The following is a 14,850-nucleotide window of genomic DNA, read 5'->3' as shown; positions in this document are numbered from 1 at the left end:
GAGCAGCAAAGGAATCCACACCGTCATGAAGCTCGCAGTCATCCCCGGAGACGGCATCGGCGTCGAGGTCATCGCCGAGGCGCTCAAGGTCCTCCACGCGCTGGTGCCCGACGTCTCCACGACCGAGTACGACCTCGGGGCCCGCCGCTACCTGCGCAACGGCGAGACCCTCACCGACGCCGACATCGCCAGCCTCAAGGAGCACGACGCCATCCTGCTGGGCGCCATCGGCGACCCGCGCTCCGTGCCGGCCGGCGTGCTCGAACGCGGCATGCTGCTCCCGCTGCGGTTCGCTCTCGACCACCACGTCAACCTCCGTCCCTCGCGGCTGTTCCCGGGCTCGGCCACGCCGCTGAAGGACCCCGGTGAGATCGACTTCGTGGTGGTGCGCGAGGGCACCGAGGGCCTCTACACCGGCAACGGTGGCGCGATCCGCGTCGGCACCCCGCAGGAGATCGGGACCGAGACGTCGGTCAACACCCGCTTCGGCGTGGAGCGCGTCGTCCGCGACGCGTTCGCCCGCGCGCAGGTCCGCCGCGGCAAGCTCACGCTGGTCCACAAGACCAACGTGCTGGTCAACGCCGGTGGCCTGTGGCAGCGGACGGTCAACGAGGTCGCGCCCGAGTTCCCGGGTGTCGAGGTGGACTACTGCCACATCGACGCCGCGACCATCTACCTGGTCACCGACCCCGCGCGCTTCGACGTGATCGTCACCGACAACCTCTTCGGCGACATCATCACCGACCTCGCCGCGGCCGTCACCGGCGGGATCGGCACCGCGGCGTCCGGCAACATCGACGCCTCCGGCACCAACCCGTCGATGTTCGAGCCCGTCCACGGTTCGGCTCCGGACATCGCCGGCGAGGGCACGGCCGACCCGACCGCGGCCATCCTGTCGGTGGCCCTACTCCTGCGCCACCTCGGCAAGGAGGACGAGGCCGCGCGCGTCGAGGCCGCCGTCGAGGCCGACCTCGGTTCGCGCGGCGACGCACCCGTCGTCACCTCCGAGGTGGGCGACCGGATCGTCGCCGCGGTCAGCGCCTAGCCCGGACCGCCTCCCCGGCGTCGGCACGCCGGGACCCGTCCCACCCCGACGGCCCGCGGGTGTGAATCGCGTGAAGCGATCACACCGCGGGCCGTCGGCGTCCACAGTGGAGGCGTGGACGTGGAACTGGCCGAGGTGCGCGACTTCCTCGCCCGCTGCGCACCCTTCGACGCGCTGCCGTCGGAGCAACTCGACCGGCTTCCCGCCCTGCTGTCCCAGCGGTACCACCGCCGCGGCTCGGTGATCATCGAGCCGGGGACGCCGAACGACTACCTGCACATCATCCGCACCGGCGCCGTCGAGGTGTGCGATCCCGACGGCACCCTGCTGGACGCGCGCGACGAGGGCGACTGCTTCGGCTACTCGACCCTCACCGAGTCCCGCCTGTCGCGCTACCTCATGGTCGCCTCGGCGGACACCCTTCTCCTCGAGATGCCCCGCGAGGTGTTCGACGAGCTGGCCGCCGGGCATCCCGCCCTGCGCGCCTTCTTCGGCGCACGCAGCGACCGCATCCGCCAGGATCTGGCCTCCGTCCGCGTCGCCGCGTCCGGCGGCGACGCCCTCGGCACGCCGGTGGGGGAGCTGCTCACGCGGGACGCGGTCACCGTGGGGCCCGACACCCCCATCCGGGAGGCCGCACAGATCATGACGAGGGAGCGGGTGTCGGCGCTGGTGGTGGTCGAGGCCGGGCGCGTGGTGGGGATCTTCACCGACCGCGACCTCCGCGCGAAGGTCGTCGCCGTGAGCGGGGACCCCGAGGCCCCGGTCGCGACCATCATGACCCCCGACCCGGTGACGGTGGACGCCCACACCCGGGCGTTCGACGCCACGCTGCTCCAGATGGACCGCGGGGTCCACCATCTACCCGTGTGCCAGGACGGGGCGCCGATGGGGATGGTCACCACGAGCGACCTGCTCCGGCTCGCACAGGCCGACCCCGTCTACCTCGCCGCGCGGATCTCCCGCGCCCCGGACGCCGATACGGTCGCCCGGCTGGCGGAACGGCTCCTGCCGCTGATCGGTGAATTCGTGCGGCGCGGGACCGCACCCCAGGACATCGGTCGGGTCATCACCGCCACCGCCGACGCCGCCACCCGGAGACTGCTCGCCCTGGCCGAGGCCGACCTCGGTCCGCCGCCCACCGACTACTGCTGGGTCGGACTCGGCTCGCAGGCCCGCGGGGAACTCGGCGCCTCCAGCGACCAGGACAACGCCCTGATCCTCGACGACGCCGCCGACACGGTCCCGGGCGCCCACGACTACTTCGCCGCACTCACCGACCAGGTCTGCGACGGCCTGGACCGGGCGGGCTTCCCGCGGTGCCCGGGCGACGTGATGGCGAGCAACCCGCAGTGGCGACGAACCGCGTCCGACTGGGAACGACGGGTGCGGGACTGGGTGGGCGCGCCCGACCCCGAGGCCGTCCTGAACAGTCAGGTGTTCTTCGACATCCGCGCCGTCCACGGGGCCGAGCGTCTGGTGGACCGGGTCCGCTGCGAGATGCTCTCCAGATCCCGGGGGAGCCGGCGGTTCCTCGCCCACCTGGCACGGATCGCCTGCGACTGGCAACCGCCCCTCGGGTTCTTCCGGGGCCTTGTGGTCGCGCGCCGGGGGGAGTACCGCAACACGCTGGACATCAAGGCGGGCGGCATCGCACCCGTCGTCCAGATTGCCCGGCTGCACGCGCTGTCGGCCGGGCTGTCGGAGGTCTCCACGCTGGGCCGGCTCGAGGCCGCGGCGGCCGCCGGGGTGCTCGCCCGGACGGACGCCGAGAACCTCGCCGGCGCGATCCGATTCCTCAGGGGTCTGGCCTACCGCCACCACGCGCGCCAGATCGCCGAGGGACTCGACCTGGACAACCACGTCGACCCGTCGAGCCTCGGCACGATGGACCGCCACCGCCTGCGGGCGGCGTTCCGCATCATCGCGGCCGCGCAGTCCGCGTTGGCCATCCAGTACCGGGTGGGGCAGATGTGACGGGACTGGGCAGACTGACGTCGGCCGCCCGCCGGCGGCGCGCGGCGCGTCGGGTGCCCGACGGCCCGCTCGGCGCCTTCCTGCGGACACCGCCGCCGGGCCCCGCCACACCGCTCGACGAGGTGCGGTTGTTGGCCGTGGACGTGGAGACGACGGGACTCGACCCACGACGTGACCGGGTCGTGTCGGTGGGATTCGTCCCGGTCGACGGGGACCGGATCGTGCTGCGCGGGGCAGGCTCGATGGTGCTGCGGTCGGACGGCCGGTCGGGGGACGACGGCGGGGTGGGCCAGAGCGCCACCGTGCACGGCCTCACCGACGACGATGTGGCGCACGGGTCCGGGGTCGCGGAGGTGCTCGACCGGGTGCTCACCGCCCTGACCGGACGCGTCCTGCTTGCGCACTACAGCACGATCGAGGTGGACTTCCTCGGCGTGCTGTGTCGGCGCGTGTACGGGGTACGCCCGCCGCTGGAGGCCGTCGACACACTCGAGTTGCAGCGACGGATCCTCGGCGGAGGGATCGACATGGGGTTCACGGCGGATCCCTCGCCCGACGAGCTGCGCCTGTGGGGTGCCCGGGGACGCTACGGGCTTCCCCGGTACCGCGCGCACGACGCGGCCGTCGACGCGCTCGCCTGCGCTGAGCTGTACCTCGCACAGGTGGCCGAGCTCCGCGACCGTGGGGCACGCGTCCTACGTGACCTCCGTACGCCCTAGGATCGCGGTATGCGTCTCGCCCGTATCGCCCATCCGCAGGGGTTCGCCTTCGTCGAGGTCCGTGGGGACATCGCCGACCCCTCCTCGCTGACCTGTGCCGAGATCTCCGAGCACCCGTTCGGTACCCCCGAGTTCACCGGCCGGGAGTGGCCGTTGGCCGACGTGCGTCTCCTCGCGCCCATCCTGGCGTCGAAGATCGTGTGCGTCGGCAAGAACTATGCCGACCACGCCGAGGAGATGGGATCGCCGGCGCCCGCCGAGCCGTTGATCTTCCTCAAGCCCAACACCTCGGTCGTCGGCCCCGAGGCGGCCATCGCGTACCCGCCGAGCTCCGAGCGGGTCGACCACGAGGGCGAGCTCGCCGTCGTGATCGGGCAGCCGTGCCGCGACGTCGCCGCCGCCCGCGCGCACGAGGTCATCCTTGGCTACACCTGCGCGAACGACGTCACCGCGCGCGACCAGCAGCTCTCCGACGGACAGTGGACGCGGGGCAAGGGCTACGACACCTTCTGCCCGCTCGGTCCGTGGATCGTCACCGACCTCGACCCCAACGGACTCGACGTCCGCACCACCCTCACGCACGAGAACGGGACCAGCGAGCTGCGCCAGGACGGCAACACTTCACAGTTCATGCACACCGTCGGCGAGATCATCGAGTACGTCAGCCGGGTCATGACCCTGTTGCCCGGGGACGTCATCCTCACCGGCACCCCGGCAGGCGTCGGGGCGATGCTGCCCGGTGACCGCGTCACCGTGGAGATCGAGGGCATCGGTGCGCTGACCAACCCGGTCGTCGACAGGTAGCCCACCCGCGTGCCGCCGGGCTCCACCCCGGCGGCCTAGGCTGCGCCGGGGCGGGCCCGGCCTCCGGTGGCCTACGCGGCGCCGACCGCCCGCAGGACTGTCCGCAGCTTGGCCCCGGTCTCCGCTACCTCGTCGTCGGGCTGGGAGTCGGAGACGAGCCCGCCCCCGGCCCAGGCGACGGCCCCGGCGCGGTCCGCGTCGATCTCGACGCACCGGATGGTGACCATCCAGTCGCCGTCACCGCCGGAGTCGGACCACCCGACCGCACCTGCGTAGAACCCCCGGTCGCCCTCGATCCCCGCGATGAGGCGGCGGGCCGCGTCCGTCGGCGTCCCGCACACCGCGGGGGTGGGGTGGACGGCCAGGGCCAGGTCCAGAGCGGTGGTCCTGGGGTCGGCGATGCGCCCCCGGATCCGGGTCCCGAGGTGCCACATCTCCCGGGTCGACGTCAACGAAGGGTGCTCGGGGATCTCCAGGTCGGTGCACACCGGCCCGAGTGACCGGGCCAGCGAGTCCACGACGAAGGCGTGCTCGGAGGCATCCTTCCCGGAGGCCCGCAGCGCGCGGCCCGCGGCCTGGTCGGCGGCGGGGTCAGCGGAACGGGGCGCGGATCCGGCCAACGGGTGGCACTCCACCAGGTCACCCCGGCGACGGACGAGCAATTCGGGACTGGAACCCACCAGGACGCGGCCCGAGTAGCGACCGCCGGCGGGGGAGAGGTCGACGAGATACCCGTCGGCCGAGGGGCTCGAGTCGATGAGGGCGGCGCACACCGCGTGGGGATCGATCGGCTCGTCCGCCGCTAGTCGCACCGCGCGGGCCAACACCACCTTGTCGAATTCACCGGCGCGCACGCCCGCGATCGCGGTCGCGACACGCGCCCGGTGCTCTGCCGCCGTGGGCACCTCCTCGGCGATGTGGGCGCGGGTCCGCATCGCGCGGAAATACGCAGGCGGCTCGAGCGGGCCGTCGGTGCGCACCACGACGTCGGGCTCCACGAGCGCGGCCGGTGCGTCCGGCTCGAAACCGATCGCACCCACTACGAGTCCGCAGGAGCCCGAACGAAGGGCCAGTGCGGCGTCGGCGGGATCGGTGAACGCGGCGAGGGCGCCCTGCGTGCGCAGCGAGCCGGTCGGCCGCGAGAGCAGGAAGTCCGGGGCTGTGACTGGTCGTCCGACGTCGGGGTGGAGCCCTGACGCCACGGCTCGCCTCCCTCGACTCGGTTCGGTCCGTGGGGCGCCGTCCTGCAGGCGCCTGCCACGGGTACCCGCTGATCCTAGGCCGGTCCTCGACGGGGGTGCGAGCCGGGACCGTCTCTAGGATGGGCCTCATGACAGCCTCCGATGTCCGCGTCCGCTTCTGTCCGTCGCCCACCGGCACACCCCACGTGGGGCTCGTGCGGACGGCACTGTTCAACTGGGCGCACGCCCGGCACACGGGTGGGACGTTCGTCTTCCGGATCGAGGACACCGACGCCGCGCGCGACTCCGAGGAGTCCTACCAGGCGATCCTCGACGCGCTGCGGTGGCTCGGATTGGACTGGGACGAGGGGCCCGAGGTCGGCGGTCCGTACGCGCCGTACCGCCAGTCGGAGCGGCGTGAGTTGCACCTCGACGTCGTGCGCCGGCTCATCGATGCGGGGGAGGCCTACGAGTCCTTCTCCACCCCCGAGGAGGTAGAGGCCCGGCACCGGGCGGCCGGACGCGACCCCAAGCTCGGCTACGACGGGTACGACCGCGACCTCACCGAGGAGCAGAAGCAGGCCTTCCGCGACGAGGGTCGCGGAGCGGTGATCCGCCTGCGGATGCCGGACGAGGACCTGTCCTGGAACGACCTCGTCCGCGGCGAGACGACCTTCAAGGCCGGCACGGTCCCCGATTTCGCGCTCACCCGCGCCAACGGGATCCCGCTCTACACGCTGGTCAACCCCGTCGACGACGCCCTCATGAAGATCACGCACGTCCTGCGCGGCGAGGACCTGCTCAGCTCCACCCCGCGGCAGATCGCCCTGTACCGCGCCCTCGAGCGCATCGGCGTGGCCGACGGTGTGCCCGAGTTCGGTCACCTGCCGTTCGTCATGGGTGAGGGCAACAAGAAGCTCTCGAAACGCGACCCCGAGTCGGACCTCTTCCTGCACCGGGACCGAGGCATGCTGCCCGAGGGCCTGCTCAATTACCTGGCGCTGCTCGGGTGGGGCCTGTCAGAGGACCGCGACGTGTTCTCACTCCAGGAGATGGTCGACGCCTTCGACGTCCGGCAGGTCAACGCGAACCCGGCCCGCTTCGACCAGAAGAAGGCCGACGCGATCAACGCCGAGCACATCCGGCAGCTGCCGACCGACGAGTTCGCACGGCGTCTGCGCGAGTACCTCGTCGCCCACCCGGCCCAGGACGGACTGACGCTGCCGGAGGACTTCGACCAGCAACGGTGGGCGGTCGTGGCGGAGTTGCTACAGACCCGCATCGTGGTTCTGTCGGACGCCTGGAAGCTGATCCGCTTCCTGCTGGTGGACGAGTCGGAGTTCACGGTGGACCCGCAGTCCGCGGCCAAGAACCTCAAGCCCGGGTCGCGTGAGGTCGTCGACGCGGCGATCGCCGCCCTCGGCTCTCTCGAGAAGTGGACGGCGCCCGCCATCGAGGCCGCGCTGTCCGGGGCCCTGGTGGACGGCCTGGGCATCAAGCCGCGCAAGGCCTACGGCCCGGTCCGGGTGGCGGTGACGGGTTCGCACATCTCGCCCCCGCTGTTCGAGTCCATCGAGCTGCTCGGCCGTGAGGCGACGCTGTCCCGTCTGCGCTCGGCACCGGTCGCCGGCTGATGAGAGCGGCCGCGCCCGTCGACGGATGACGGGCGTGGCCGAATCCAGCCGTCGAAGAAACGAGGCCACTGACCAGGCGATTTGCTATTCACCCACAGAGGTTTGGTAGTCTCTTCGAGGTCGCTGAAGAGCGGCGGAGAAGTGAAAATAGTGGCCTATGGTGTAATTGGCAACACAGCTGATTCTGGTTCAGCCGTTCTAGGTTCGAGTCCTGGTAGGCCAGCGGAGTGCTCCACGCGAGTGCTCACAGCGGATCCCCTGTGGATCCGTGTCCTAGCCCCCGTCGTCTAGCGGCCTAGGACGCCGCCCTCTCACGGCGGTAGCGTGGGTTCGAATCCCATCGGGGGTACACCGTGACGACGCCCGGAGCACATCGCTCCGGGCGTCTTCCGCATTTCGGGCGGCATCGCTCAGCTTGAGGCGGGCGCCCGCCTCGAGGACCGTCCCCGCGCCCGCAGCCGGACGAGGTCGCGTGCGTGGGCGTCCAGGGCGTGGTCCTCGGCGGACACGGGGGACCACCGCGCGACCGGGGTGGGGCGCCCGTCCGCGCCCAGGGCGGCGCAGACGGTGAGGCAGTGCGTGCTGAGCGTGCGGGCGGACGAGGTGGCCGCCCCGGAGCGCACGTGCACGGAGACGTGCATGGTCTCGTGGCCGGTGTGCAGCAGGCGGGCCTCCACCTCCACCACGTCCCCGATCCGTACCGGATGGTAGAAGCGCACCCCGCCCGCGTACACCGAGGTACACGGGGTACCCGACCACTGGGCCGCGCACAGGTTCGCCGCGTCATCGATCCACGCCATGATCCGTCCACCGTGGGCGTTGCCTCCCCAGTTGACGTCCGAGGGGGCGGCGAGCAGGCGCAGCGTCGATCGCGGGGCGGTGCCGGCCTCGGAGTAGACCTGCTGCGCCATCGCGCGCTCGATGTCCTTGCGCAGCCCGATGCGCATGACCGCCTCGTCGGACTCGTGGATCTCCAGGCTCGAGGCGGGCCGCCAGGCGGGGACCGGGGTGGGCGCGCCGTCGCGGACGGCGATGAAGACGACCAGGCACTCGGCGCAGTGCCGGTACCCGGTGCGTGCGGGATCGCAGGCGCGGACGTCGCACTGGATGTGCATGGAGGAGGTGCCCGTGTGCACGAGCCGGGCGGACACCTCCACGAGGTCCCCGGAGGCGATCGGGCGGGAGAAACGGACGTTGCCGACGTAGGCCGTGACGGCGTACCCACCCGACCATCCCGCGGCCAGCGCGTAGGCGGCCTTGTCGATCCACTCGAGGATGCGGCCGGTATGGACCTGGGTACCCGTCCCGACGTCGGTCGGGGCGGCCAGGAACCGCAGCACGGTCTGGTGGGAGGCGGTGTGGTCGGGAGCGGTGAGGTGAGGCGTGGTCACTCGTCGGACGCTAGTGACGCCGCGTGACGGGGCCGTGTGTCGTGCGTACGGATCCCGTGTCGGACTCCTCACCCCCGCGCCGGCGCGCGGTGAGCGCGGGCACGGGGGTGAGGGGGTGAGGGCGGCGGACCGCGGTCGGGGCGGGCGCACCGGTGCGTGCGCCGCGGGCACGGTCAGTCGACCGTCTCCTTGAGGGTGTCCTCACGGACGAATAACAGCAGCACGGTCGCCACGAGGATGAGCGGGACGACCATGTGGTAGATCGGCACCAGGGCGTCGTTGTACGCCCCGACGATCGCGTCGTGCAGCGGGCCCGGCAGCCCGGCCAGGATCTCGGGGCTCATGGAGTTGGCGCCCGCACCGTTGGCGAAGGTCTCGGCGACCCGGGCGCCCTCGGGGCCTAGGAGCATGGGTCAGTAATGGCTCGAAGCGCGCCGAGAGTACGGCGGAGTGCGTGAGAGCGTTGCGCTCGGGCCGGCGTCACTGGCGGCCAGGTATTCGGTTTGCGAAGCCGCGGTGATGGCGTTCAGTCCGCGGGTCAGCCTGTAGGTCGCCCGGGCCTGCCAGTTCAGGCGATCTGGAGGCCGCCGAGCCCGGTGGCGCCGATATGACCGTGGAGCTTTCGCAGGTTGTGGCAGGCAGCGAGCAGTAGCCATTCACCGCGGGCGGCGTCCAGACCGCGAATCAGGAGTTGCTTGCCGTTCTGCAGGGTGCTCATCTGTCCGAAGACCGGTTCGACGATCGCTTTGCGCTGGGCGTAGACCGCTCGGCCTTTCTTCGTGGCGAGCTTGCGGGCCATGCGCTGCTTGTCCGTGGCGCTGGCCGGGATCGGTCCCCGGGGGGCGATCGGCGCCGGTTCCCCGCTGCGCTGTCGTCCGGTGGCGATGAAGAACTCGGTGCCCTGCTCGCCGGTGACCTCGGCGGAGGCGGCGAGGTTCGCGGCTGAGCAGTACCCGGCATCGGCGAGCATCTGCTTCGGGGCCTGCCCCGTGTTGCTGATGGCCTGCTCGGTCATGGGGATGAGGTTGCCGACGTCGGCGGCACAGTCGTTGACCTCGGCCGCCACGATGATCTGATGGGCGGCATCGACCACGGCCTGGCCGTTGTAGCACTGAGCGAACGACCCGTCCCCGGTGAGCATGATCTTCGACTCCGGGTCGGTGAAGTTGCGCTGGGCCTTCGGCCTGGGCGTGGCGCGCTCGGCGGCCTCAGCGGCCTTCTGCGCGACGGTGTCTTCGTCTTCGCCCTTACCGCGGGCCTTAGCCTCAGCCTTCTCCGCCGCATCGGCGGCGGCGTCGGCTTCCAGAGCAGCTTTGGCCTGGCGCAGCTTGACCAGGCGAGACTCTCGGCGGGCCAGCTCATCGGGCAGCTCGTCCCCGCGCCGGTTCTTGCCGAACTTGGCGTCCTCGGCCTTGTCGATGGCCTCGGCGGCGGCCAGCAGATCGGAGACCTCCTGGGCCAGTACCTTCTCCTTGTCCGTCAGCCGCGCGTACGACATGGCCTTGCGTTTGGAGGCGTTCGCCCGCAGCTTCGTCCCATCCAGCGCGACCTGTCCAAGCGTGACCATCCCGGCGGCCTGGCACAACGCCAACGCCTGCAAGAACAGGTTGCCCAGCGCGGCCAGGTGCCTCTTGCGAAACCTGGCGATCGCGCGGTAGTCCGGGGCCGCCCCGGCCGCCAACCACCGGAAAGCGACGATGTCGGTGCAGGCCTTCTCGATCCCGCGGGAGGAGCGCACCCCCGTGGTGTAGCCGAAGATCAGCAACCGCACCATCAACCGCGGATCGTACGGCGGGGCCCCGCGCCCCTCCTGGTAGGAGACGTAGATCCGCGATAAATCCAGGTGCTCATCGACCAGATCCGCCACGAACCGTGCCAGATGATCGGCCGGAAGCCAGTCATCCAGCGACGGCGGCAGCAACAACCCCTGGCCCGGGTCGAACGCCCGAAATGTCTTGCCTGCGCCCACCGGCTCGACCTCGCCCTGCCGGTCAGCCCGCTCGACGCGGAACTCCTCGGCGGCGAACAACCCTTCCTCGCCCATGACGACAATTATCCCGCCGAACCCGCCCCATCAGCGGACCTGAACTGGCGTGTTACTGACCCACGCTCCTAGCTCGGCAGCGGCCGCGGGGACGCGCTCGCCCATGAGGTCGGCGAGCCGGCTGACGAACAGCGAGCCGACGATGGCCGAACCCATCGTGCCGCCGATCTGGCGGAAGAAGTTGTTGGACGCGGTCGCGGTGCCGACCATGGTGATGGCGAACGCGTTCTGGACGATCAGCACGAGCAGCTGCATGCACAGGCCGAGTCCGAAACCGAACACGAAGAGCACCACGCCGAGGTGGACGAGGGTGTCACCGGCCTGCAGCGAGCCGATGAGCCAGAGCCCGACGGCCATGATGAGCGTGCCGACGACGGGGTACCACTTGTAGCGGCCGGTGCGGCTGACGATGTTGCCGACGACGATGGAGGTGCCCATCATGCCGATCATCATGGGGATCATCATGAGGCCGGCCGCGGTGGGGCCGAGACCGTGGACCATCTGGATGTACGTCGGCAGGTAGGCCATGCACCCGAACATCGCGACGCCGATCAGGAGCCCGGCGGCGGTGGAGACCGAGAAGTTGCGCTCGGCGAACAGTGTCATCGGGATCAGCGGGTGAGGGGAGCGACGCTCGACCCGGACGAAGGCCACGGCGCACACGAGGAACAGCGCGCCCATGCCGAGGATGACCGGGTCGGTCCAGTCGTAACGGTTGCCGCCCCACGACGAGAGGAGGATGAGTGCGGTGGTGCCGATGGCCATGAGCACCGTGCCGGGCCAGTCGGTGCGGCGTCCGCTGCCGCGGTTGGGCAGGCGCAGCCAGACGACGGCCACGACGAGGGCGATCAGACACACGGGGAGGTTGAACCACAGCGCCCACCGCCAGCCGGGCCCCTCAGTGAAGAATCCGCCGAGGAGCGGGCCGAGGACGGAGGACAGCCCGAAGACGGCGCCCATGACGCCCATGTACCGGCCGCGCTGCCGGGCGGGGACGACATCGGCGACGATCGCCTGGGAGAGGACCATCAGGCCGCCGCCGCCGAGCCCTTGGACCGCGCGTGCGGCGATGAGCAGATCGATGTTCCACGCCAGCGCGCCGAGGAGGGAGCCGGCGGAGAACAGCAGGATGGCCGTGACGAAGAGGGGTTTGCGCCCGATCTGGTCCCCGAGCTTGCCGTACACGGGCAGCCCGATCGTCATGGTGAGCAGATAGACGGTGATGACCCAGCTCATGCGGTCGACGCCACCGAGGTCGGCGACGATCGTCGGCAGCGCGGTGGCGAAGATCATCTGCCCCAGGGACACGATGAGCATCCCCAGCAGCAGCGAGGTGAACACCAGCGGGACGTTGTGCGTCGTCGGCGCCGGGGCGGGGGAGCGGTCGGCACCGGGCGGTGCCGCGGTGGTGCGGAGGTCTGTCTCACTCATGCGGGATCCCGTCGGTGGTGGTGGTGGCGGCGGTGGAGGGCTCGCCGACGAGCACTGCGAGTTGGCGCAGGGCGGTGGCGCAGTCGGCGTGGAGGTCGTCGAAGGAGGCGGAGTCGCGGTTCAGCCAGGTGGCCATGCCGAGGTTTGCCGAGGCGGCGACGAGCGCGACGCACGCGCGCGCCTCGGCCTCGGCGCTCACCCCGGGCAGGCGGCGCAGCCGCGGATGCCGGTCGAGGTGGCAGGACACGAGGTCCACGAGTTCGATCTGGAACCGGTACGAGGCGGTCATCCGCGCAGCACCGAGCTGCGGCTCGGCCCGGAAGATGTCACGCCGGCGTTGGACGAGCATGGCTGTCTGCTCCCTGTCCGCGATGCGGGTGGCCGCGAAGCCTGCGAGAAAGACCCGCATCAGCGCGCGTGGGACGTCCGGATCGACCCCGTCAAGGAAGTCTTCGCGCTCGGCCTCGGGGACGTCCTGCGGGCTGGCGCCGATGACCGCGGCCTCCTTGGAGGCGACGTAGTTGAAGAACGTGCGCTTGGAGACCTCGGCGGCCGCGCAGATCTGGTCGACCGTCACCGCGTCGTACCCGTGCTCGAGGACCAACGCGGTGGCGGCGTCCTCGATGGCGAGGAGGGTCGCGCGGCGCTTCCGGTCGCGCAGGGAGTCGTCACGCCGAGCGTCCGCACGAGGGGGAGCGTGGGGGGCCTGCAGGGAGGCGTCGGGGGGAGAGCTCACGGAGGAATCCTAACGGAAAAAGTAGACCGAGTGCATCTTTGTACCGGGTGAAGTCTGCCGCGCGCCCCGATTTGGTTCCGCGTCCACCTGTCGGCTACTGTGGTGGAGCAGCGAGCAAGGCCCCCGTCGTCTAGCGGCCTAGGACGCCGCCCTCTCACGGCGGTAGCGTGGGTTCGAATCCCATCGGGGGTACGAGGGAGGCCGTCCCGGTTCGTCACTGACGAGCCGGGACGTTCCGCATTTCGGGGTGCGTGCGAAGATCACCGCGTGACCTCGCGCCGTGACCTGTTCCGCCTCGCCGTGGGGGCCGGCCTGTCCCTCGCCGCACTCGGTGCGTGCGGCGCGGAGAAGGGGGCGACGACGACGAGCCCGTCCGCCACCCCGACGGACCCGCTCGCCCCTCCCGAGCCGGTCCGGACACCGACGCCGGACGCGCCGCCGCGCCGTCTCCTCGCACTCTCCTCGGCCGATCTCGACGTCCTGCACGCGCTCGACCGCGAGCCGGAGGCCGCGTGGGCGGTCGACGGCACGGGACCGCGGCCGTGGCGTGGGCGACCCGCCCCGCCGCGGCCGGAATGGGACGGCCCGGGGCTGCCCAGTCTGCGGTCCCTGCTGCCGTTCGGTGTCGACGCCTTCGTCCTGGCCGCCGCGGACGTCACCGGCGACCAGCTACGCGGGTACGAGCGCCTGGCGACCGTGATCGTCGACCCGCAGGGTCGACCGGGCTGGCGGGACCACCTCGACCTCGTGGCCGACGCGCTCGACCGCGATCCCGGACCGGCGACCGCCACCGCCGAGGAGGCGCTCGACGCGTGGGCCCGGGGTCAGCGTCGGCTCGGGGTCGAGGCCCTCGCCGTCGTCGTCGGCACCGGCGCCCGGCCCGACACCCCCGTCGCCACCCTCGCGGCGGACTCGCCGCTCGGCGCGGAGATCCGCGCCCTGGGGTTCGAGGTGGACGCGCGGGCCGAGCCCCGGCCGTACCGCGAACTGCGGCGTCCGGGCGTCCAGGTGGTGCGGGTCGATCCCCGCGACGACGACCTCGTCGCGGCCGTGCGCCAGCCCAGTGTCTCGAGCCTGCCGTGGGCGTTGGACAGGCTCGTCCGCGGGCGACGGCCCGCCTGAGGTCGGCCGCGTGCCGGTAGGCCGCCCTACAGCCGCTTGTGGATCGCGTCCGCCGCGGTGAGCAGGTCGGCGGCCCACTTCACGCCCGGTCGGCGGCCGATGCGGTCCACCGGACCGGAGACCGAGATCGCCGCGACCACGGTGCCCGTCGAGTCCCGGATGGGCGCGGAGATCGAGGCCACGCCCGCCTCCCGCTCGGCGACGGACTGCGCCCAGCCACGCCGGCGGACCTCCGCCAGCTGGCGTTCGGTGTACGTGGCGTCGGTCAGGAGCGCGCGCTGCGTGGCCGGGTCGGCCCACGCGGCGAGGACCTTGGCCCCCGAACCGCGGCTCATGGGCAGGACCGCACCGACGGGCACCGTGTCCCGCAGGCCGGTCGGCGGCTCGGCCGAGGCCACGCAGATGCGGCGGTCGCCGTCCCGGCGGTAGACTTGGACGCTCTCCTCGGTGATCTCGCGCAGCCGCGGCAGCACCGAGGAGGCGGCGTCGGCAAGGGAGTCGGAGACGTGCGCCGCGAGTTTGGCCAGTCCGGGCCCGAGGCTCCACACCCCGGCGTCGTCACGGGACAGCAGTTGATGGATCTCCAGGCCCACCGCGAGGCGGTGCGCGGTGGCGCGCGGCAGTCCCGTCCGCTCGCAGAGGTCGGCCAGGACGCAGGGCTGCTCGGCCACCGCGTGCAGCACCGTCATCGCTTTGTCGAGGACCCCGATCCCGCTATACTGTCTCACAGTTCGACTATATCGTCCTACATGGTGAGAATCCATCA

Annotated in this window: 13 protein-coding genes and 3 tRNA genes; 9 read left to right on the top strand and 7 right to left on the bottom strand. The window is 71.5% G+C overall.

The window, feature by feature from the left end; translation table 11 throughout:
• Positions 1-25 precede the first annotated feature (25 nt).
• The 4 genes from VYL96_RS09255 (at position 26) to VYL96_RS09240 (ending at position 4,545) form a co-directional block, all read left to right on the top strand.
• Complete coding sequence (locus VYL96_RS09255; protein ID WP_061914410.1) at positions 26-1,045, top strand: 3-isopropylmalate dehydrogenase; 1,020 nt, start codon at positions 26-28, stop codon at positions 1,043-1,045.
• A 114-nt stretch (positions 1,046-1,159) separates the two neighbouring features.
• Entirely contained in the window at positions 1,160-3,022 is a 1,863-nt protein-coding gene (locus VYL96_RS09250) for a DUF294 nucleotidyltransferase-like domain-containing protein (protein WP_061914408.1), read from the top strand.
• The gene (locus VYL96_RS09245) at positions 3,019-3,741 is read left to right on the top strand and encodes an exonuclease domain-containing protein (RefSeq protein WP_061914406.1); all 723 of its coding nucleotides are present in this window, start codon (positions 3,019-3,021) and stop codon (positions 3,739-3,741) included. The genes VYL96_RS09250 and VYL96_RS09245 overlap by 4 nt, the downstream gene beginning before the upstream one ends.
• A 9-nt stretch (positions 3,742-3,750) precedes the next feature.
• Positions 3,751-4,545 carry a fumarylacetoacetate hydrolase family protein gene (locus VYL96_RS09240; RefSeq protein WP_061914404.1) on the top strand — a complete coding sequence of 265 codons (795 nt, stop codon included), beginning with the start codon at positions 3,751-3,753 and terminating at the stop codon, positions 4,543-4,545.
• Between the two features lie 71 nt (positions 4,546-4,616).
• On the opposite strand, the gene VYL96_RS09235 is transcribed toward VYL96_RS09240, so the two are convergent.
• Complete coding sequence (locus tag VYL96_RS09235; protein WP_061227791.1) at positions 4,617-5,747, bottom strand: isochorismate synthase; 1,131 nt, start codon at positions 5,745-5,747, stop codon at positions 4,617-4,619.
• A gap of 128 nt (positions 5,748-5,875) precedes the next feature.
• On the opposite strand from VYL96_RS09235, the gene gltX reads away from it, so the two are divergent.
• The 3 genes from gltX (at position 5,876) to VYL96_RS09220 (ending at position 7,709) form a co-directional block, all read left to right on the top strand.
• The gene (gene gltX / locus VYL96_RS09230) at positions 5,876-7,360 is read left to right on the top strand and encodes a glutamate--tRNA ligase (RefSeq protein ID WP_061227790.1); all 1,485 of its coding nucleotides are present in this window, start codon (positions 5,876-5,878) and stop codon (positions 7,358-7,360) included.
• Positions 7,361-7,511: 151 nt separating this feature from the next.
• A tRNA-Gln gene (locus VYL96_RS09225) sits at positions 7,512-7,583 on the top strand.
• 53 nt (positions 7,584-7,636) lie between these two features.
• Positions 7,637-7,709, top strand: a tRNA-Glu gene (locus tag VYL96_RS09220).
• Between the two features lie 61 nt (positions 7,710-7,770).
• On the opposite strand, the gene VYL96_RS09215 is transcribed toward VYL96_RS09220, so the two are convergent.
• The 5 genes from VYL96_RS09215 to VYL96_RS09195 all read right to left on the bottom strand — a co-directional run bounded on the left by VYL96_RS09215 (position 7,771) and on the right by VYL96_RS09195 (position 12,962).
• Positions 7,771-8,751 carry an acyl-CoA thioesterase gene (locus tag VYL96_RS09215; protein WP_084374703.1) on the bottom strand — a complete coding sequence of 327 codons (981 nt, stop codon included), beginning with the start codon at positions 8,749-8,751 and terminating at the stop codon, positions 7,771-7,773.
• 173 nt (positions 8,752-8,924) lie between these two features.
• A complete protein-coding gene (locus tag VYL96_RS09210) occupies positions 8,925-9,161 on the bottom strand; it encodes a hypothetical protein (RefSeq protein WP_243699752.1) in 237 nt (78 codons plus the stop codon).
• A gap of 158 nt (positions 9,162-9,319) precedes the next feature.
• On the bottom strand, positions 9,320-10,795 hold the full coding sequence (locus VYL96_RS09205) for an IS1182 family transposase (RefSeq protein ID WP_329436936.1): 1,476 nt from the start codon (positions 10,793-10,795) through the stop codon (positions 9,320-9,322).
• Between the two features lie 30 nt (positions 10,796-10,825).
• On the bottom strand, positions 10,826-12,226 hold the full coding sequence (locus VYL96_RS09200) for an MDR family MFS transporter (protein WP_243699582.1): 1,401 nt from the start codon (positions 12,224-12,226) through the stop codon (positions 10,826-10,828).
• The gene (locus tag VYL96_RS09195) at positions 12,219-12,962 is read right to left on the bottom strand and encodes a TetR/AcrR family transcriptional regulator (RefSeq protein ID WP_084374701.1); all 744 of its coding nucleotides are present in this window, start codon (positions 12,960-12,962) and stop codon (positions 12,219-12,221) included. Before VYL96_RS09195 ends, VYL96_RS09200 begins: the two co-directional genes overlap by 8 nt.
• Positions 12,963-13,081: 119 nt before the next feature.
• On the opposite strand from VYL96_RS09195, the gene VYL96_RS09190 reads away from it, so the two are divergent.
• Both VYL96_RS09190 and VYL96_RS09185 read left to right on the top strand, forming a co-directional pair.
• Positions 13,082-13,154 (top strand) — tRNA-Glu (locus VYL96_RS09190).
• 75 nt (positions 13,155-13,229) lie between these two features.
• Positions 13,230-14,084 carry a TroA family protein gene (locus VYL96_RS09185; protein WP_061227788.1) on the top strand — a complete coding sequence of 285 codons (855 nt, stop codon included), beginning with the start codon at positions 13,230-13,232 and terminating at the stop codon, positions 14,082-14,084.
• 26 nt (positions 14,085-14,110) lie between these two features.
• On the opposite strand, the gene VYL96_RS09180 is transcribed toward VYL96_RS09185, so the two are convergent.
• Entirely contained in the window at positions 14,111-14,812 is a 702-nt protein-coding gene (locus tag VYL96_RS09180; RefSeq protein ID WP_061227787.1) for an IclR family transcriptional regulator, read from the bottom strand.
• Positions 14,813-14,850 lie beyond the last annotated feature (38 nt).

It is taken from the genome of Dietzia maris, from assembly GCF_036287335.1.
GTDB classification, from domain to species: Bacteria; Actinomycetota; Actinomycetes; order Mycobacteriales; family Mycobacteriaceae; genus Dietzia; species Dietzia cinnamea.
Note: the sequence above shows the minus strand (reverse complement) of the source record. Positions and strands in the feature narration are given on the sequence as shown.